This window comes from Frondihabitans sp. OV104, from assembly GCF_057787745.1.
Map to the genome: position 1 here is coordinate 2,544,152 of NZ_CM173541.1, position 19,128 is coordinate 2,563,279.

Sequence of the window (19,128 nt, forward strand, 5' to 3'; positions counted from 1 at the left end):
TGCACAAGCGGGGATGCGCGGGCGGCGGGGTCGCCGCCGCCCGCGCGGGGTCGGTTCTCTAGCGGCGGGTCACCAGCCGGGCTCGCCCAGCTGCTGCGCCTGCTGCTTCACGTCGGCGTCGTACAGCTTGGCGCCGGTCGCCGCCGAGCTGATGCCGGAGCCGACCTGGACCGTGATCTTCTCGAGGTTCGGTCCTTTGATGGGGCTCAGGAACTCGAGAGCGAGGGCCACCTTCTTGTCATCCACGTACTTCTGGAGGTCGGTGATGACGGGCGCCACGTCGCTCGGGAGCGTGCAGGCGCTGGTCGCGTAGGGCCCTGACGGTGCGATCGTCGTGTTCTGGATCTCGCAGCCGGCCGACGAGTTCATGAACGCCACGAACTTCTTCGCGGCGGCGAGCTTGCCGCCCTCCGTCGTCTTCGGGATGTAGGCCCCGCCCGGCTCCCAGATAGTCATCTTGGTGTCGGAGGCGTTCTGCGCCGGCAGCGCGAAGACGCCGATGTCGTTCACGTCGTCCGGGTTGTTCTGCTGGATCGTCGCGATGGCGTTGGTCAGCATCGGGTACTGGGCGCCCTCGCCGGTGGCGAGCATCTTGAGTCCGGCGACCTGGGTGGCCGAGGCGAAGTCCTTGTTCAGGTAGCCCTTGTCGTAGACCTCCTGCTGGTGCTGGAACGACGCGAACGCCGGCTGGTCGACGTAGCGCTCCTTGTTCTTCGTGTACTGGCTGGCCCAGTCCTCCTGCTGCGAGGTCACGTTGGCGAAGTCGCCGAGCACGAACAGCTGGCTGGTCCAGGTGTCGCCGTAGGTCTGGATGATCGGGGTGATGCCGGCGGCCTTGATCTTGTCGCTGTTGCTCATGAACGTCGCCCAGTCCTGCGGGACGTCGAGGCCGAGCTTCTTGTACACGGCCTTGTTGTACATGACCGCGCCGCCGAACGAGGTGCCGAAGGGGGCGCCGTACGTGGCCTTGGACGTGCTGACCGTCGTCTTGAACTCGGGCGTGAGGTCTTTCACCCAGCTCTGGTCCGAGAGGTCGGCGAGCGTGTTGTCGGGGTGCAGCGCCTGGAAGAGCGAGCCGGAGTTGTAGGTGAAGACGTCGGCCATCTCGCCGGTCGACAGGCGCGTCTTGATGAGGTTGTCGCCGTCGGTGCCCTGCGGGCGCGAGTCGAGCTTGACCGTGATCTTCGGGTTGTCCTTCTCGAAGGCCTTGATGAGCGCCTGGCCCGACGTGCTGCTGGCGGGAGCGTTGTCGGTGAGGAACGTGATGGTGACCGGGCCATCGCTCGATCCGCCGCCGCCGCCGGCCGAGCACGCGGTGAGCGAGAGCAGGAGGACGGCGGCGCCGCCCAGTCCTGCTGCCTTCACCGCTCGGGAAGCGACTCGGGGAGCCGCGCCCTTCTGGGTACGTCGAAACATTCTTACCTCCTTGTAAGAGGCTCGCCGGCGGGATGCGACGAGCGGAGAGACACGTTTTGAAACGAATCAATTTCGGTGCGTGTCGATAGTCGCATCGCACTCACAGGCCCGTCAATGGTTTTGTGTAACGATTTACGAAAGCGATGTGCGACCGCGTCGCCCGGTTAAACGCACGATCGGGACTCCCCACCACAGAAGCCTGTGGTGGCGAGTCCCGATCGTGGGTGGCGGAGGCTAGACCCCGGTGCGGCGCGGCCCCGGAGCCGGGCGGCGGAGGCGACGAGCCGCGATCAGGCCGAGGCCCAGCAGCATCGCGGCGGCTCCCACCGTCAGGGTGAGTCCGGTGCCGGTCGAGCCGGTGAAGGCGAGCGACGAGGCGACGGCTCCGGCCGAGCCGCTGATCGCCGCGGCGACGACCGTCGGGTAGGTCACGCGGATGACGGCCGAGACGTAGACGCCGTCGGAGTCGGCGACGCGGTAGCGGATCTGCGCCTCGCCGTGGAAGTTGTGCTCCGGCGCGAAGGTGACCGTGCTGTCGACCACCCGGAAGGTGCCCTTGCCGGCGATCTCGATCGACTGGACGACGTGGCCGGTGGCCGGGTCGAGAAGGCCGATCGACGACGGGTCGAAGGTCGCCCCCGAGGTCGGGTTGTCGTTCGCCAGCAGGTTCACCGTGACCGCGTGGTTCGGCTTGCCGGTGATCGCGTCATCCGCTGCGCTGGCACCGGGGGCGACGGTGATGGTCGCCGTGGCCGTCGTCGAGTGGCCGCTGGCGTCGGTCGCCGTGTACGTGAACGTGTCGACGCCGGTGAAGCCCGCCTTCGGCACGTACGTGTACGAGCCATCGGGGCGAACGGCGACCGTGCCGTGGTGCGGCGCCGACTTCAGGGCGGCGGTGAGGCCGGTCCCGAGGTCGTCCGACAGCAGCCCCTCGGCCGCGGTGACGGCGAGCCTGCGGCCCATCGTCGTCGCACCCGAGTCGGCGGCGGCGTTCGGCAGGACGGTGACCGTGACGGTCGTCGTGGCCGTCTGGCCGGACGTGTCGGTGACCGTGTAGTCGAACGTCTCGGTGCCCGAGAACCCGGTGGCCGGCGTGTAGGTCAGGACGCCCGCGCCGCTGATGACGGCGGTTCCGCCGTGCGACGGGGTGGTGACTCCGGTCACGACCAGGCCGGAGCCCGAGTCGTTGCCGAGGATTCCCCTGCTGCCGCCGACGACCAGCTGCCTGCCGGCCTTCGTCTTCTCGGAGTTCGGGGCGGCGAGGGGCGTGACGGTGATGGTCACGACGCCCGTCCGGACCTGGCCGGAGTCGTCCGTCACCGTGTAGGTGAAGGAGTCGGTGCCCGAGAAGCCCCGGGCGGGGATGTAGACGTACGCGCCGTCGGGGTCGACCGTGACGGTGCCGTGCGTCGGCGCCTGGTCGAGCGTGGCGACGAGCTTCGTGCCCGAGTCGTCCTTCAGCAGGCCGTTCTGGGCGCTCTTCTTCACCGAGGTGCCGGCGTCTGTGCCCGCGGCGTAGTCGGCTGCGCGGACGCCCACGAGGATGCGAGCCGTCGCCGTCGCCGCCTGGCCCGACGAGTCGGTCACCGTGTAGGTGAAGGAGTCGGTGCCTGAGAAGCCGTCGGCAGGCGTGTAGGTGAAGCCGCTCGTCGCCGGAACCAGGGTGCCGTGCTTCGGAGTCCCGGTGGCGGTGACGGCCAGGTGGGTGCCGAGGTCGTCGCCGGTGAGGTCGGTCGCGCCGATGGCCAGCGGAGTTCCTGCGCCCGTCTCGAATGCGTCGTCGACGGCGACCGGAGTCACCGTGACCACCACGTTCGCGGCGACGGTCTGGTGCGAGCCGTCGGTGATCGCGTAGGGGAAGGTGTCGGCTCCCGAGAACCCGGCGGCCGGCGTGTAGTCGAACGTGCCGTCGGCCTTGATGGTGACGGTGCCGCCCGCGGGGGTGGTCACGACCGAGCCGGCGGAGGTCGTCGTGGCGACGCCGGTGACGGTCAGGGTCGATCCGATGTCGTTGGCGAGGACGCCCTTCGCGTCGCGGTGGACCGGTATTCCGGCAGCGGTCGTGTAGGCGTCGGCGACCGCCTTCGGGGTGACCGTGACCTTGACGGTCGCCGTGCGGATCGTGCCCGAGGAGTCCGTCGCCGAGTAGGTGAAGGAGTCGGTACCCGAGAACGAGCCGGTCGGCTGGTAGGTCCAGCTGCCGTCGGAGGCGACGGCGGCCGTGCCGTGCGCGGCGGACGTGGCCAGCGCGGCGGTGAGACCCGCGCCGGAGTCGTTCGCGAGGAGGCCGTCGGCCTTGGCGACCGTCAGCTTCGTGCCGGCCGGCGTGGTGCCCGAGTCGGCCTTGGCCACGGGGGCGACCTGGACCGTGACGGTGGCCGTCGCGGTTCCGCCGGTGGGGTCGGAGACGGTGTAGGTGAAGGTGGTCGTGCCCGAGAAGGTCGGGTCGGCCGTGAAGGTGAGCGTGCCGTCGCCAGTGTCGACGACGGCGCCTCCGGTCGGCTGCGTGACGCCGGTGACCTTCAGATCGGTGCCCTTGTCGTTGCCGGTGAGCGACGCGGTCGTGATGGTGGTGTCGACGCCCGAGAGAGCGGTCGCCGTGTCGTCGACGGCCTTGGGGAGCACCGTGACGGTCACCGTTCCGGTGGTCGACGTGCCGCTTCCGTCGGTCACCGTGTAGGTGAACGAGTCGGGGCCCGAGTAGCCGGGGGCCGGCACGTACGTGTAGCCGCCGTCGGTGCCGACGAGCGTGACCGTGCCGTTGTCGGGCTGGCTGGCGATCGCCACCGAGAGTCCGGAGCCGTCGGCCTGCGACAGGAGGCCGTCGTCGGCTGCGACCGTGTCGGTGGTCCCGGCCGTCGGGGTCGCCGTCAGCGGCCCGGCCGACGGGGCGACGGTGATGGTCGCCGTCGCGGTCGACTTCTGGCCGGAGCCGTCGGTCACCGTGTAGTCGAACGTGTAGATGCCGGAGAACCCGGGGGTCGGCGAGTAGACGACGTCGCCGTCGGAGTCCAGCGAGACGGAGCCGAGCGACGGGTTCTGGACGCTGGTGATGGTGAGGCCGGTGCCCTTGTCGTTCGTGGTGAGGTGGGCCGCGGGGATCACCGAGTCGGTGCCGACCGTGGCGTTCGGCACCGTGTCGTCGACGGCGACCGGCGTCGTGACGATGGTCACGGTGGCGGGTTCCGAGACGGTGGAGCCGTCGGTGACCGTGTAGGTGAACGTGTCGGTGCCCGACCAGCCGGTGTGGGGGCGGTACGAGACGGTGCCGTCGCTGTTCAGCGTCACGCGGCCGTGCTGGCCCTGCGTGATCCCGGCGACCGTCAGGGTCGAGCCGGAGTCGTTGCCGGTCAGGTCGGCGGCCGCGATCCTCTCCGTGACGCCCGCGTCAGTCGGCGTGACAGTGTCGTCCTTCGCCGACGGCACGACCGTGATGGTCACGGTGCCCGTCGTGGTGCCGTTCGAGCTGTCCGTCACCGTGTAGGTGAAGGTGTCGGTGCCCGAGAACGCAGGATCGGACGTGTACGTGTACGACCCGTCCGTGTTCAGGGTCAGGTCGCCGTGCTGCGGCCCGGTCTCGAGGGACGCCTGGAGACCGCTGCCGGACGAGTCGGAGAGCACCCCGTCTTCTTTGGAGACGCTGAGCTCCTGGCCCGAGACGGCGGTCATGGCGTTCGCGCCGACCTCGGGCTCGATGGTCAGGCGGCCGACAGCGGTCGCCGTTCCGCCGGAGGAGTCGGTGACCTCGTAGGTGAACTGGGCCGGGCCCGAGAACCCGTCGGCGGGGGTGAAGACGACCTCGGTGCCGTCCGTCGACAGGGCGACGGTGCCGTTGGAGGCCGAGCTCACGCCGGTGACGCTGAGGCCGGTGCCGCGGTCGTTGCCGAGCAGGGTGGCGCTCGTGATGGTCTCGGGTGCGCCGGCCGGGGTCGACGGCAGCGTGTCGTCGGCCGCGGTCGGGGCGATGCGGATGGTCTCGGTCGCCGTGCTGGTCGTGCCCGAGGCGTCGGTGACCGTGTAGGTGAAGGTGTCGGTTCCGGAGGTGCGGGGCTTCGGCACGTAGGTGATGCTGGAGCCGTCCGACGAGAGCGAGACGGTTCCGGTCGCGGCCGGGCCGACGGCGGTGATCGTCAGTCCGGTACCGCGGTCGTTGCCCGTGAGGGTCGAGGCCGGGATCTCGGCGGTCTGGTTGATCGTCGTCGAGGGGAGGGTGTCGGCAACGGCCTTCGGGGTGACGGTGATGGTGACCGTGCCGGTCGCCGAGTCGGTGCCGGAGTCGGTGACCGTGTAGGTGAAGGAGTCCTGACCCGAGAAGTTCGCGGTCGGCTCGTACGTGTACGAGCCGTCGGGGTTCACGGTGACGGAGCCGTGGCTCGGATCCGAGGCCTTGACCGCGGTGAGGCCGGTGCCCTTGTCGTTCGCGAGCACGCCGTGGTCGGAGTCGACGGCGAGGGTGTCGTCAGCCCCGATCGTGGCCGAGTCGTCGACCGCGGTGGGTCCGACGACGATCGTGACAGTGGCCGTCGAGGCCGTGCCCGAGGAGTCCGTGTCGGTGTAGGTGAACGTGTCGGTACCCGCGAAGCCGTCGGCGGGCACGTACGTGAAGGCGCCGGTCGCCGTGTCGAAGGTCAGGCTGCCGTTCGAGGGCTGCGACGAGACCGCGACGGTGTTGCCGGTGCCGACGGTGTCGTTGGCGAGCACGCCGGCGGCCGGGACGGTCAGGGTCGTGCCGGTGGGCGTGTGGAAGCTGTCGGCGACGGCCACGGAGTGGACGGCCTTGAGCGTGTTGGTGAAGACGCACGAGACGTCGGCGTCGGCCGAGTTCGCGGCGAGGGTGATCGACGCGGAGGTGCCCTGGGTGGGCTGGGTCTGCGTGGTGGTGCCGTCGACGGTCTTGGTCGTGCAGACGTAGCTCGTGTCGTAGTTCGCGAGATCGGTCGTGGCCTTGGCCGTCTCCTTCGCCGTGTAGGTCTGGCCGGCGACGACGAGCGAGGCGCCGGCGATGGCCTTCTGGAGGCCGGTGGCGGTGCCGGAGGTCGTCGCGGTGTTGCCGTAGAGCAGGCCGTCGCCGTCGACCTCGAGGCCGAACTGGTCGGTCGACTGCCAGCGCTCGTTCACGGACGCCTTCGCCGAGACGCTGTCGGCGTAGTTGCACGACGCGAGGTCGCTGGGCTGGATGTTGCCCGCGATGGCGACGGTGCCCATGTTGGCGCCGGAGCTCGGGTCGATCTTGAGGAGGCTCGTACCGCTCGCGACGTACAGGTACCCGCTGGTCGAGAAGGCGATGCCCGGGCTGTTCGTGCCCGACGGGAGCGCGGTGACCTGGCTGGTGGCGAGGGAGACGTTGCCGGCGGTCGTGGGGATGGCCGTGTCGACCCGGAGCACCTGCGCTCCAGCCGCGAGGTACAGCTGTCCGGTGGTCGAGAACGCGAAGTCGCCGTTGCCTGCGGTCACCGCGGGCAGGTGGCCCACGAGCCCGATGGGGGTCTTGTTGATGGTGTCGTAGGCGTAGACGGCAGGGTCCGAGACGCCGCCCTGCGCGTAGTAGTAGTAGCTGTTCAGCGGGTTGATCGCTCCGCGGAAGGTGTTGCCGGGGATGCTGACGGGCGATTCTGTCGTGACGTTCCCCGTGGCCGCGTCGTACTTGGTGATGGCCCCGGCGGTATTAGCGGCGGCCTGATTGACGGTCGCATAGGCGGCCGTGCCGTTCGGGGCGATAGCGAGGGCGTTGTTCGCCGTGCCGAAGCTCGGCAGGGCGGTCGTCGAGCCGTTCGACACGTTGATCCCCTGCACGGTGCCGTTCGAGCCCGTGATCGCGTAGACGGTGTTCTGATCGCAGGAGAGCAGGGCGGCGGCCTTGGCGGCGCTGGTCTGCCCCTCGGTCATGCCGAGAGCGCCGAGCAGGATGACAGCGGCGATCGCGGCGGGCTTCAGCAGCCGCTTCGAGAGGGGGAGGCGGGCGGCGTGTTCGGGCATTCGGAGTCCTCGAGACGTGGGATGGCAGATCGTTCGCGGTGGTGGGGACCGCTTCTCCGATCGCGGCGGCTGATCCTCGACGCGAGCGGGGCTGTGACGATCCTCCGGTGCCTGTACCCCAGTGCATATCCCCTAAAGCGGGTGCCCCCGGCGGGGGTGCCACCCGTCGGCCACCCCCTGTTCGACACCTGCCGCATTGTGGTACCGGTTCCATTTTTGTACCATCGACAGGTGATCAAGCCCGCCACCATCCGCGACGTCGCCCGCGACGCCGGCGTCTCCGTCTCGGTCGTCTCCCGCGTCCTGAACGACGGGCCCGTCGCCTTCGAGACCCGGCAGCGGGTCGTAGACGCAATGGAGGCGCTGTCGTACCGCCCGCGGGCCGCCGCCCGCGACCTGAACCGCTCCCTCGCCTTGTCGGTCGCGCTCCTCGTGCCCGACGTGACGAACCCGTTCTTCGCCCGGCTCGCCGACCGCATCGCCACCGAGGCCCGCGCGCATGACATACAGGTCGTCCTGATGACGACCCAGGAAGACCCCTACCTCGAGGCCGATCTGCTGACCTCCCTCCTCGACCGCTCCGTCGGCGGCGTCATCGCGGCCCCCACCGGCGAGAACCCCGAGCAGTGGCGCAAGCTCGCCGACCGCGGCATCGAGCTCGTCTTCGTCAGTCGCACCGTCGACGAGGTCGACGGCGCCGACAGCGTCAGCATCCGCAACGCCGAGGCCGCGGCGACCGCCACCCGCCGGCTCCTCGACCTCGGTCACCGGCGCATCGGCATGATCTCGGGCCCCGGGCACACGTCCGCCGGCCGCCAGCGGCAGGACGGCCACGTCGACGCACTCCGCGCCGCCGGCGTCCCGGTCGGCGCCGAGCTGCTGCGGCATGTGCCCTACCGCGGCACGGGAGGAGCGGATGCCGTCGGCGATCTGCTCGGCCTGGACGCCCCACCCACAGCCCTCATCGTGGCGAACACCGCGCAGGTGCAGAGTGCGCTGCTGCGGCTGAGGCAGCTGCGCACCCGAGTTCCTGCCGACCTCTCTGTCATCGCGTTCGACGACAATCCGTGGCTGGAACTGCTCGACCCCCCGCTGTCCACCGTGCGCCAGCCGCTCGACCAGCTCGCGTTCCACTCGGTCGAGCTCGTCGTCGGCCGCCTCCGCGGCACGGCTCCCACGGCCCCGCGCGTCGTCGACCTGCCCGCCGAGTTCATCGACCGCGGCAGCTGCCGCGCCCTCGTCTCCGCGGAGGCCGCGCTGTGAGCACCTCGACCACGCCGATCCCCGTCGCCGGCGGCGTCTCGGGCACGTTCGAGATCGGCGCCGCCCGGCGCACCGTCGCACTCGTCGGCCTTCTGCTCTCGATGCTGATGGCCAACATCGACGCGTCGATCGTGAACGTCGCCCTGCCGCAGCTCGCCGGCGATCTGCACGTCACCGCCGGCGACGCCGTGTGGGTGGCCACGGCGTTCCTGCTCGCCGTCGCGTGCTGCCTGCCGCTCGCGATCGGCCTCGCCGACCAGCTCGGCCGCAAGCGCCTGTTCCTGATCGGCACGCCGGTCTTCACCCTGGCGTCGCTCTTCTGCGCGCTGTCGCCGTCGCTGGAGGCGCTCGTGGCGAGCCGCGTGCTGCAGGGCGCGGCCGCGTCGCTCCTGTTCGCCGTGGTGATCCCCACCTACCGCCAGCTCTTTCCGCCGGCGCGGCTGGGGTCGATCCTGGGCCTGAACGCGATGATCGTCGCGCTCGGCATCTCGGCGGGCCCCGCGCTCGGCGGCGTGATCCTGGCCAACCTGTCGTGGCCGTGGCTGTTCTTGATCAACGTGCCCATCGGCGCCCTGGCGAGCGTGCTCGTGCTCGTGGCCCTGCCGCACACGCCGCCTGCCCGCAGCGCGTTCGACCTCGTCGGCGCCCTGACCGGCGGCTCCGCCATCGCGTGCTTCCTGCTCGGCGTCCACCAGCTCGCCGACGACTCCACCGTCTGGCTCGCCGGCGTCCTGCTCGCCGGATGCGCTGGTTTCGCGACGCTCTTCCTGCGGCACGAGAAGCGCGCCGTCGCCCCGGTGCTGCCGCCCTCGATGTTCTCGGGCCGCTTCGTGCTCGCGGTCCTCGCCGCCTTCTGGTCGTTCTTCGGCCAGGGCGTCGCGTTCGTGGCCCTGCCGTTCCTCTTCCAGACGGCGTACCACGCGACCCCGCTCGAATCGGCGCTGCTGTTCACGCCGTGGCCGCTCGTGATCGTGATCGTCGCGCCCATCGCCGGCCGCGTGGCCGACTCCTTCTCGCCCACGCTGATGGCCACCATCGGGCTCGCGCTCTTCACCCTCGGGCTGCTCTCGCTGGCGCTGCTCGGCGACCACCCGCCGATCTGGCAGGTGCTGCTCTGCACGGCCTTCACCGGCTTCGGGTTCGCCGTGTTCCAGGCGCCGAACAACCGCGACATGATGGACGCCGCCACGCCCCGGATGTCGGGCCCGGCCGCGGGGATGCTCAACATCAATCGCACGATCGCGCAGTCGGCGGGCGCCGGGGCGGTGAGCATGGCGCTGGTGCTGACCGGCGCCACGTCGCTCGCCGATCAGGCGTCGGCGTCGAGCGGCGTGCTCTGGGTCGCCGTCATCGGGGCCGGGCTCGCGGCCGTGCTGGCGTTCTGGCGGCTGCGCCGAGCGCCCGCCGCTCGCTGGGTACACCGCGCTCCGTGACACCGCTTTGGCGCGCGGACACCGACGATCGCCGGAGTCCGCCGGCGAAACCGGTGTCAGGAGGCAGGCTCGACGGCCGCGACGGCGCGGGCTGCGACGTCTTCGGACGCGGCCCACGACTCGAGGAGCCGGAGGCGGTCGGCCGACACGGTGTCGGGCTCGGCCGTGTAGGTGAGGAGGGTGAGGCCGGGATCCTGCCGCAGCTCCATCGCCTCGTACGTCAGCTCCATCTCGCCGACGACGGGGTGGTTCATCCGCTTGATGCCGGCTCGGTGCTGGTGCACGTCGTGGGCCGCCCAGCGCACGCGAAACGCCTCGCTGCGCGTCGACAGCTCGCCGATGAGGTCGGTGAGCCCCTTGTCGAACGGGTTGCGCCCGGCCTCCTGACGCAGCGTGGCGACGCTGTCGCTCGCGATGCGGTCCCAGTCGGGCCAGAAGTCGACGGCGCGCGGGTCGAGGAAGGCGAAGCGGGTCGAGTTGGCCTGCCGCGCGGGGTCGAAGAAGATCTGCGAGTAGAGCGCCCGGCCCATCACGTTCGACGCGAGGAAGTCGGTGCGGTTGTTGCGCACCCAGGCCGGCGCGCCGATCGCGTCGAGCAGCCGCTGCACGCTCGGCCGGATGCGGTTCGACGTCGCAGGTCGCCGGGTTCCGACGGAGGCGTTCGCCGTGCGGGCGAGGTCGAACAGGTGCATGCGCTCGACGTCGTCGAGCTGCAGGGCGCGCGAGAGCGCCTCGAGCACGCCCTCCGAGACGCCGCTGAGGTGGCCGCGCTCCAGCCGCACGTAGTAGTCGACGCTGACGCCCGCGAGCATCGCGACCTCTTCGCGGCGCAGGCCCGGCACTCGGCGGTGGCCCTGGAACACGGGCAGCCCCGCCTGCTCGGGTGTGATGCGCGCCCGGCGGGTGACCAGGAACTCGCGGATCTCCGTCGTGATGTCCATGCATCGACGGTACGGCGCTTTGCGCTCCGATGGGAGGCTCTGGCGGTACCCTCTGCGTTGTCTCGGCGACGACAGAGATATCGGGCACCCGCGCGAGAGTCCGGTTACCGTCTCAGCCACGCTGGTTGAGGGTCTCTCCCGGCGGGAGTTGTACCCCACGGTCCGACTCCAGGCGGGGCGGCATTGATTCGGGTCAAAGCCACCCCGCCCCCATCGCCCACCTCGCCGCCCTGGCCAAAGACACGTTCGGGGTCCGCCTGACCCGCTGCCCTGCCTCAACGGAGGGCCGTGAGTGATGGTCGAGCTCGCTACCGTCCGGTGTGCTCTCAGCCAGTTCTCGCAGAGATGCCTCTGGTGGTTATCCCCAAACCGAGGGGGGCCGGTATTCCGATTCCCTTAGATCATCTAGCTGGAGCGGGGTTCGAATGATCACGGCCCCTATTCGGGGTGTGACCGTTCGGAGCCTGCCAGGAGATGCTGGCTTACCGGGTCACACCCGGTCCGCCCCGGAGCCCCGACGCTTCGACGCTTCGACGCCTCGACGCCTCACCCAGAGAAAGTTGTTCGTGATGTCGTCAACGCTGACCTCAGCATCCGCGCCAGGCCTCCCGCCTCTGGACAAGTCACGCGGCCGGGTGTTCCTCGTGGACAGCGACGCGAGTACCCGGCGGGACGCCATCCAGGCGCTGCTGCCGTACGGGTTCGAGGTGATGGTGGGAGACGGCCCCTTCGAAGCCACCACTGCCATCGTGAAGGCGCAACCGGACCTCGTCGTCCTGGGCCACTCCATGACCCACCCGTTCGGGCTCGCACTGGTCGGACGGCTGTTCTCCTTGCCCGACACCGCCGACATCCCTGTCTTCGTCATCGCCAACACTCCCGAGGCCGCAGTCGCCGCCGACCGGGCCGGCGCAACCCGGGTCGTCACCGGTCCGGTGACGGACGTCATGTTGCGAAACGCCGTCAGTACTCAGCTGGGGTTGACGAGGGGTTCTCTGACCGGAGCCCCCAATTCGGTGCTGGGCGACAGCGAGCGGCTCGCCGCGGTCGCATCGCTCCGCCGGGACACGGCCGGCAACGTCGACCTGGACCGATTCACGAAGCTGACCTCGGACATGCTCGGCGCCCCGGTGTCCATGGTGACCCTGATCGAGAACGACAGGCAGGTCTACGCCAGTCAGATCGGCGTCCCCGAGCCCTGGGCCGCGCAAGGACACGCACCCCTGCAGCACTCCTACTGCCAGTACGCCATCACCTCCCGGCAGCCCCTCGTCATCGACGACGCCGCAAGACACCCTCTCGTTCAGAGCAGCCCCTCGGTCTCGGAGAGCAACTGGGCGGCCTACGCCGGGATACCTCTCATCACCACGGAAGGGCACGCGGTGGGAGCGCTCTGCGCCATCGATCACGAACCCCGCCACTGGAGCGACCAGGAGGTCGAGATCTTGCAAGGCCTGGCCGACATCTTGACCACGCAGTTGAACGCGACGCTGAAGGAGTCCCGCACCGGACGCCACCTCTAGCCCAGCACGGAGAAAGCTGACCCGAGACCGAGGCCCTGACCGGCGTCAGCGGAACACGCTCGCGCCGAGCTGGCGCGGGATCGCGTCGCCGCCGAGGTCGGCCTGACACGACCCCGAAACATGCGGTGGCTACGCTCGCGCCATGCCCATCGAATCCGAGTTCACCCTCGCCCTGCCGCACTGGATCGACGACGCCGTGGCCGACGTACCCGAGTTCCTGCCGTCGCCCGAGGAGCGGATGGGCCTCGTCAACGCGCTCGCGGACGAGAACTGGAGGCGCGGCAACGGCGGGCCGTTCGCAGCGATCGTGGTGGAGCGCGAATCGGGTCGGCTGGTGTCGGTGGGCGTCAACGTCGTGCTGGCGAGCGGCATCAGCTCGGCGCACGCGGAGGGAATGGCGCTCGGCCTCGCGCAGAAGGCGCTCGGGTCGTGGGATCTCGGCGGCTCCGGCCTCCCCGAGCACGAGCTGGTCGTCAACTGGCGCCCGTGCATCCAGTGCTACGGCTCGGCCATGTGGTCGGGCATCACGTCGCTGTTCGTCGCCGGATCCGGCCCCGAGCTCGAGGAGATCTCGACGTTCGACGAGGGCCCCCTGACCGCCGACTGGGCCGAGGAGTTCGAGTCGCGCGGCATCACGGTGACGCAGAACGTGCTCCGCGACGAGGCGCTGGCGGTGTTCCGGGCGTACCGGGAGGCTGTCGACGCGGGCGGCGTGCTCGTCTACAACGCCCGGGGTCAAAGCGACGAAGGCTAGAGGTTTCCGCCCGATCCGGTGACAATGGAGGTCACGGCCCGCGCCTCACCAGCGCACGGCCACGGATCAGGAGTCGGCGATGTCCGAAAGCACGCGACACCGGGGGCGCCCAGCGGGCGTGCGCCTGGCCATCGTCGCGCTCGCCCTCGGAGTCGCGGTGACGCTCGGCGTGACGGGCCACGGCCTGGTCGACACGCAGGCCGCCTTCAGCGACTCCGGGGCCGCGACCGGCACCTTCAGCACCGCCACCGCGACTGCCGCCACGGGTGTCACCTGCACGAACAACGCCGACGGCAGCACGGTCACCATCTCGTGGACGTACAGCGGCGCGACGCCGACGGGCTTCGACGTGCTCGTGGGCGCAGGAACCACCACCGTCCCCGGAGCCACCCGCACGGTCGTCCTCGCCGGCGGCGGCCTCCTCGCCCTCGGTCTGAACCAGCCGATCCGCGTGCGCACGAACCTGTCGTCGAACTGGACCGCCACCAGCGCCGCCGTCACCGTCAACGTGCTCTCGCTGGCCGGCCTCGCCGCCGTGCGCTGCGCGTAGACCGGCTGGCGCCGTCGGCCTCGATCTCGCACGCGCGAGAGTCCCCGATCGGGGGAGACCGGCGGCGCGTTCGCCCAGATGTGGGCAACTCGCGACGGTCTAGCGCCAGGCGAGCGTCTCGGCGAGATGGCCGGGGCTGGCAAGGCGCGCGTGACGCAGCGACGCCTCCCCCGGACGCACGGCGAGCGCCGTGACCGACAGCGACTCGTAGACGTGCCCTTCGGCCTCGTCGCGGCGGAAGAGCGCCTCGTCGTCGGTCGGCGCGAGCACGGCGCTGGCCCGCAGCACGTCGAGCCACGGCTCCCACGTCGGCTCGGCGGCGGGTCCGTCGGGGCGGGCAGCGGCGCGGAACTCCGGCAGCCACCGGTGCTCGCGGGCCACCGACGGCACATCCGGGCCCTCGTGCGTGATCATGTCCACGCCGGGCCCGAGGTCGTGCCGTTCGACGCGGGCGCCGTCCCACCGGGTGAAGGAGACGGAGTCGGGGGCGAGATCGACGAGGTTGAAGGCGCGCGTCGTGGGGAGGTCGGCGTCGGGGTCGCGGAGTTCCTGCGCCCCCGTGGTCACCGACTCGAGCGGCAGCACGCCGCGCGAGACGTAGCCGCCGAACGGGACGGGCACCGGCTCGTGCCGGTTCAGCACCACGGATGCGCGCGAGGTCGACTCGTTGACGGCAAGCCAGGCGCCGCCCGCCTCGCGGTCGTGGACGCCGACGATCCCGTCGCCGAGGTGCGGCCACCAGGGGCCGGGAGGATCCCACGCGCGAGACGCCTCTTCATCGCGAAGCCCCAGCAGCACGACCGGCCAGGCGGCCGCGGGATCGAACCCGATGACGACGGTGCACACTCGGACAGGATAGAGGTGTGCGCTTCGACGAAGGTGAGACGGTCATGACCGACAGCAAGACCATCGTGGTGGGGATCACCGGAGGCATCGCCGCCTACAAGGCCGTCGGCGTCGTGCGCCTGCTCGTCACGGCCGGCCACGACGTGCACGTCGTCCCGACCGAGGCGGCGCTGCGCTTCGTCGGGCTTCCGACCTGGGAGGCGATCAGCAGGAACTCGGTCACCGCCTCGCTCTACGACGACGTCGCCGCTGTCCGCCACGTCGCGCTCGGCCAGGCCGCCGACCTGATCGTCGTCGCCCCTGCGACCGCGAACTCCCTGGCCAAGCTCGCCGCCGGCCTCGCCGACGACCTCCTCGGCACGACCGTGCTGGCCTCGCGGGCGCCGCTCGTCGTGGCGCCGGCCATGCACACCGAGATGTGGTCGAATCCGGCGACCAGGGCCAACGTGGCGACACTGCGCGAGCGGGGCGTCGTCGTGGTGGGGCCCGGGAGCGGCGCTCTGACCGGCACCGACGTCGGCGAGGGCCGCATGAGCGAGCTGGACGAGATCGTCGCGGCGGCGCTGGGGGTGCTCGAGGCATCCGCTGCGCCGGCGGTGCCGGCCCGCGACCTCGACGGCCTGCGCGTCGTCGTCTCGGCCGGGGGCACGCGCGAGCCGCTCGACCCGGTGCGGTTTCTCGGCAACCGGTCGAGCGGCAAGCAGGGCGTGGCCTTCGCCCGGGCCGCCCTCGCGCGCGGCGCCCAGGTGACGCTCGTCGCCGCGCACCTGGCGGGCGAGGTCGACGTCGCGGGCCTTGCTGTTATCGACGTGACCACCGCCTCCGAGATGGCTCTCGCCGTCGAGAGCGCGGCCGAGATCGCCGACGTCGTCGTGATGGCCGCGGCCGTCGCCGACTACCGCCCAGCAAGCGTGTCGGAGACGAAGATCAAGAAGGACGCCGAGGGCGACGAGCTCACCCTCCGCCTCGTGAAGAACCCCGACATCCTGGCCGGGCTCGCCGCGGCACGCCGTCCGGGGCAGACCGTCGTCGGATTCGCGGCCGAGACCGCCCCCACCCGCGACGAGCTGCTCGAGCTCGGCCGCACGAAGGCGACCCGCAAGGGCGCGGACCTGCTGGTGGTCAACCTCGTCGGATGGGCGGCCGGCTTCGGGTCGGACGACAACACCGTCGTCGTGCTCGACGGCGCGGGCTCGGTCGTGGCCGAGTCGGCGGGGTCGAAGCGCGCGGTCGCGGACGCGGTGCTCGACGAGGTGGTGCGGGTGCGGGGTGGCGGCGGGGCCGGGGTCGGCGGGGCCGGGGAGCCCTCGCCGTCGGCCTAGACGCCGGCTCGCGGCGTGGCGCCCGTGCCGTTTCGGCGGGCCCGAGCCGTTCCGGCGGGCGTTGGCTCAACCCCGCCGATTCGGCCCAACCCCGCCAGACCTTCGGCGGGCACGACCCGATCCGGCGGGCCCACCACCCCGACACTGCGGGCACACGCCGGCCCCGCGGGGCCAGGCCGATCCTGCGGGCGCTTCCCACGCCCCGCCGATTCGGCACAACCCCGCCGACACAACGGCGGGCACGACCCGATCCGGCGGGGCCACCACCCCGACACCGCGGGCACACGCCGGCCCGGCGCGCCGCGGCAGACGCAGCGCGGCGCCGCCTAGACCCGCAGGTCGGCCATAGCCGCCGCCATGTCGGCGACCGCGTCGACGCCCGGGTCGACGAGCGCCTGGAGCTGCAGGCCGTCCGAGACGGCGATCAGCGTCCGCGCCGTGCGGTCGGGGTCGAGCGCGGCCCGGAGGGTGCCGGCGACCTGTCCGGCGGCGATCGCGGCGCTGAGCTCCGCCCGCGTCCTCTCGAACCGGTCGATGAAGTACTGGTGGGCGGGGTGGGCCGGGTCGACGGCCTCCGCGGCGAACGTGAGGTAGGTGTGCACGATCCCCGGGATCCCGACATTGCGCCGCACGGCCTCCGCGAACCCGTCGAGCGCGTCGAGCGACTCATGGGCGCGTCGGGAGTCGGCGTCCCACCGCTCGATCACCTCGCGCAGCAGCTCCTCGCGGCTGCCGAAGTAGTACAGGATGTGCGCGGGCTCCATCCCGAGGCTTCGCGCGATCGACCGCAGCGACGAGTTGCGGTACCCCTCCCGGGCGAGCACCGCGTGTGCAGCCTCCAGGATCTCCAGCCGCTTCGCCGCCCCCTTGGCGTACGTGCCCGGCCGGCTCACGCGGCCACCCGGCTCACGCGGCCACCCGACTCACAGCGATCCGGCGCACGGCAGTCCGACTCACAGCTCGAGCCCCCTCACGAGACCGCGAGCTCGGGCTCCCGGGGCGAGACCCAGCCGCCCGCCATCTGCTCGATGCTCCGCAGCGACGTCGCGAAGATGGTGAGCACGGGGTTCACGCCGCCGTTCGTCACGTGAACCGAGCCGTCGACGACGCGGAGGTTGTCGTGGCCCCACACGCGCCCGAACGGATCGACGACGCTCGTCGCCGGGTCGTCTCCCATGCGGGCGGTACCGGCCTGGTGCTGGCCGACGCTCGGCCCGTCGATCGGCGACCTGAGCTCGACCACCGACGTCGCGCCCGCTCCGCGCAGCCACTCGCCGCTAATGCCGCTCGTGAAGTCGCGGGCCCGGACGTCTTCGGCGTGCACGCTGCCGCTGATCCGCGCCACCGGGACGCCGTGGCGGTCGACGACCGACGGGTCGACGCGCACGCGCGCCTCCGCCGACGTGACCTCCTGGATCGGACCCATCAGCCGCATGGTGCGCCGGTAGAGGTCGCGCATGCCGCGCTTGCTCTCGATTCCGGCGCGGGCGAGCAGACCCGCTCCGGTGAGGTACCGGTACGTGTTCGAGGGCGTCGCGACGAACTCGTTGGCGATGATGCCGCCGCCGATTCGGCCGTCGCCGGTGTCGTGCCGGAAGTCGGTCGTCGCGATCGACGGACCGGGCCCGAGAGCGTCCTCGACCGGCTCGTCGAAGATGCCGAACGCGCCGCCGTAGACGTGGCCCTGCAGGTGGCGGCCGACCTGGTCGCGGTTGTTGCCGATCCCGTTCGGCTCGTGCTCGTGCGCGCTGTTCAGCAGGAGGCGGGCCGACTCCGTGGCGCCGGCCGAGACGACGATCTCGGCGGCGTCGACGTCGCGCGTCCAGTCCACGCCGTCGGAGGTGCCGACGAGGGTGACTCCTACGACGTGGCCGGCCGCGTCGGTGCGGATCCTGCTCGCCCGTGTCTCGAGCACGATCGCGGCGTTGCCGGTCGCGAAGGCGCGGGTGAGCATCGTGTTCTGACTGCCGTTCTTGGCATCGACCGGGCACGAGAAGCCGACGCAGAGGCCGCACTGCTCGCAGGCGCGGCGGCCGAGGTACTCGCGCGTGTTGATCAGGAGGGGCACGTGGACGGTCGAGAAGCCGAGCGTCTGGGCGGTCTCCGCGAGGCGTGCGCGGGCGGGCCCCGACCCGACCGGGCCCATCGGCAGCGGGGTGCTGCGCGGCCCCGCCCAGGGTCCGTCGAAGTCGCCGCCCGAGACGCCGACCTCGCGCTCGGCGCGCCCGTAGTACGGCTCGAGGTCGTCGTAGCCGATCGGCCAGTCCGCGAGCGAGCTGCCCTCCGGCACGCCGTACGTCGAGGCCATCGTGAAGTCGCGGGGCCCGAACCGCCAGGCCTGAGCCCCGTAGACGCGGGTGCCGCCGCCCGCGGTGAACGCGTTGTTGCCCCAGGCGGGATTCGACGGGCGCAGGAGGTCGCCGCGGTTGCCGATCCGGGGGTTGCCGGAGTCGGACGGACCCGACAGCGGCGCGAGGCCCCAGTCGGAGCGCGGGTTGCGGATGTGGTCCGCGGCGAGCTCGGCGATCCCGGGCCACGCCCCCGCCTCGACGACCAGCACGCGCCGGCCGGCCTCGGCCAGCCCGCACGCGGCGACGCCTCCCCCGGCGCCCGAGCCGATCACGATCGCGTCGTAGCGGTCGTCGAGATCGCGGGCGTGCACCACCGTCTTCGGCGCCTCGGCCACCGGCACCGCCGTGCTCCAGCCGCCGATCGGGTCGGGGCTCCAGCCGACCATCTGCCACGAGCGCGCGCCGTCGTTGCCGCCGTTGTCAGGATCGGCGTAGTAGCCGCCCGACACGAGCTCGGCGAACCAGTCCCAGTCGGCAGAGGCCTCGCCCTCGGCGAGCACCCCCTCGACGCGCGCGACCCACTCCGGCCTCTCGGCGAGCACCCGGCGCAGGAACTCTCGGCCTCCGGCCTCGGCTCCGGACGGAAAGTCGTCGGAGGGCACCACCGCGTCGATCAGCTCGTCGAGCCGGGCGGCGTGGGCCTCTGCGAATGCGGTGATGTCGGTCATGGGAGCCTCTCCGTCGAGTTCCTGCGTGCCGTTAATTTATCACCATTAAAAATTAGCGCAAGGGGTCTCCGCCGCCCGAGCTGCG

At 71.3% G+C, this 19,128-nt stretch carries 12 protein-coding genes; 6 read left to right on the forward strand and 6 right to left on the reverse strand.

The features are described 5' to 3' along the window. Positions 1-69: 69 nt before the first annotated feature. Positions 70-1,416 carry an ABC transporter substrate-binding protein gene (locus tag AC3CBB_RS11965; protein ID WP_123505531.1) on the reverse strand — a complete coding sequence of 449 codons (1,347 nt, stop codon included), beginning with the start codon at positions 1,414-1,416 and terminating at the stop codon, positions 70-72. A 234-nt stretch (positions 1,417-1,650) separates the two neighbouring features. Continuing rightward, positions 1,651-7,392, reverse strand: coding sequence for an Ig-like domain-containing protein (locus tag AC3CBB_RS11970; protein ID WP_488624737.1), 5,742 nt, complete (start codon positions 7,390-7,392; stop codon positions 1,651-1,653). Positions 7,393-7,623: 231 nt separating this feature from the next. On the opposite strand from AC3CBB_RS11970, the gene AC3CBB_RS11975 reads away from it, so the two are divergent. Both AC3CBB_RS11975 and AC3CBB_RS11980 read left to right on the forward strand, forming a co-directional pair. Then, positions 7,624-8,655 (forward strand): LacI family DNA-binding transcriptional regulator, encoded by a 1,032-nt coding sequence (locus tag AC3CBB_RS11975; RefSeq protein WP_488624738.1) that lies wholly within the window; start codon positions 7,624-7,626, stop codon positions 8,653-8,655. Further along, a complete protein-coding gene (locus tag AC3CBB_RS11980) occupies positions 8,652-10,088 on the forward strand; it encodes a DHA2 family efflux MFS transporter permease subunit (protein ID WP_488624739.1) in 1,437 nt (478 codons plus the stop codon). Before AC3CBB_RS11975 ends, AC3CBB_RS11980 begins: the two co-directional genes overlap by 4 nt. A gap of 56 nt (positions 10,089-10,144) precedes the next feature. Here AC3CBB_RS11980 and AC3CBB_RS11985 read toward each other — a convergent pair whose 3' ends face one another. Continuing rightward, positions 10,145-11,029, reverse strand: a complete 885-nt coding sequence (locus AC3CBB_RS11985) for a helix-turn-helix transcriptional regulator (RefSeq protein ID WP_488624740.1) — start codon at positions 11,027-11,029, stop codon at positions 10,145-10,147. Positions 11,030-11,673: 644 nt separating this feature from the next. Here AC3CBB_RS11985 and AC3CBB_RS11990 point away from each other — a divergent pair. The 3 genes from AC3CBB_RS11990 (at position 11,674) to AC3CBB_RS12000 (ending at position 13,856) form a co-directional block, all read left to right on the forward strand. Beyond that, complete coding sequence (locus tag AC3CBB_RS11990) at positions 11,674-12,552, forward strand: GAF domain-containing protein (protein WP_488624741.1); 879 nt, start codon at positions 11,674-11,676, stop codon at positions 12,550-12,552. 142 nt (positions 12,553-12,694) lie between these two features. Then, positions 12,695-13,306 carry a nucleoside deaminase gene (locus AC3CBB_RS11995; protein WP_488624742.1) on the forward strand — a complete coding sequence of 204 codons (612 nt, stop codon included), beginning with the start codon at positions 12,695-12,697 and terminating at the stop codon, positions 13,304-13,306. A gap of 79 nt (positions 13,307-13,385) precedes the next feature. Further along, a complete protein-coding gene (locus tag AC3CBB_RS12000) occupies positions 13,386-13,856 on the forward strand; it encodes a hypothetical protein (protein WP_148061160.1) in 471 nt (156 codons plus the stop codon). Positions 13,857-13,955: 99 nt separating this feature from the next. On the opposite strand, the gene AC3CBB_RS12005 is transcribed toward AC3CBB_RS12000, so the two are convergent. Further along, positions 13,956-14,702 carry an NRDE family protein gene (locus AC3CBB_RS12005; RefSeq protein WP_488624743.1) on the reverse strand — a complete coding sequence of 249 codons (747 nt, stop codon included), beginning with the start codon at positions 14,700-14,702 and terminating at the stop codon, positions 13,956-13,958. Between the two features lie 44 nt (positions 14,703-14,746). Here AC3CBB_RS12005 and coaBC point away from each other — a divergent pair, with 44 nt between their 5' ends. Next, complete coding sequence (coaBC, locus tag AC3CBB_RS12010) at positions 14,747-16,024, forward strand: bifunctional phosphopantothenoylcysteine decarboxylase/phosphopantothenate--cysteine ligase CoaBC (RefSeq protein ID WP_488624744.1); 1,278 nt, start codon at positions 14,747-14,749, stop codon at positions 16,022-16,024. Positions 16,025-16,350: 326 nt separating this feature from the next. Here the strand turns inward: coaBC and AC3CBB_RS12015 are convergent, their stop codons facing one another. Beyond that, positions 16,351-16,917, reverse strand: a complete 567-nt coding sequence (locus tag AC3CBB_RS12015) for a TetR/AcrR family transcriptional regulator (protein ID WP_488624745.1) — start codon at positions 16,915-16,917, stop codon at positions 16,351-16,353. 77 nt (positions 16,918-16,994) lie between these two features. Next, complete coding sequence (locus tag AC3CBB_RS12020) at positions 16,995-19,043, reverse strand: GMC oxidoreductase (RefSeq protein ID WP_488624746.1); 2,049 nt, start codon at positions 19,041-19,043, stop codon at positions 16,995-16,997. Positions 19,044-19,128 lie beyond the last annotated feature (85 nt).

Coding starts and splice junctions, on each gene's coding strand:
- AC3CBB_RS11965 (WP_123505531.1), bottom strand. CDS start 1,416: ATGTTTCGACGTACCCAGAAGGGCGCGGCTCCCCGAGTCGCTTCCCGA.
- coaBC (WP_488624744.1), top strand. CDS start 14,747: ATGACCGACAGCAAGACCATCGTGGTGGGGATCACCGGAGGCATCGCC.
- AC3CBB_RS12020 (WP_488624746.1), bottom strand. CDS start 19,043: ATGACCGACATCACCGCATTCGCAGAGGCCCACGCCGCCCGGCTCGAC.
- AC3CBB_RS11985 (WP_488624740.1), bottom strand. CDS start 11,029: ATGGACATCACGACGGAGATCCGCGAGTTCCTGGTCACCCGCCGGGCG.
- AC3CBB_RS11970 (WP_488624737.1), bottom strand. CDS start 7,392: ATGCCCGAACACGCCGCCCGCCTCCCCCTCTCGAAGCGGCTGCTGAAG.
- AC3CBB_RS12000 (WP_148061160.1), top strand. CDS start 13,386: ATGTCCGAAAGCACGCGACACCGGGGGCGCCCAGCGGGCGTGCGCCTG.
- AC3CBB_RS11995 (WP_488624742.1), top strand. CDS start 12,695: ATGCCCATCGAATCCGAGTTCACCCTCGCCCTGCCGCACTGGATCGAC.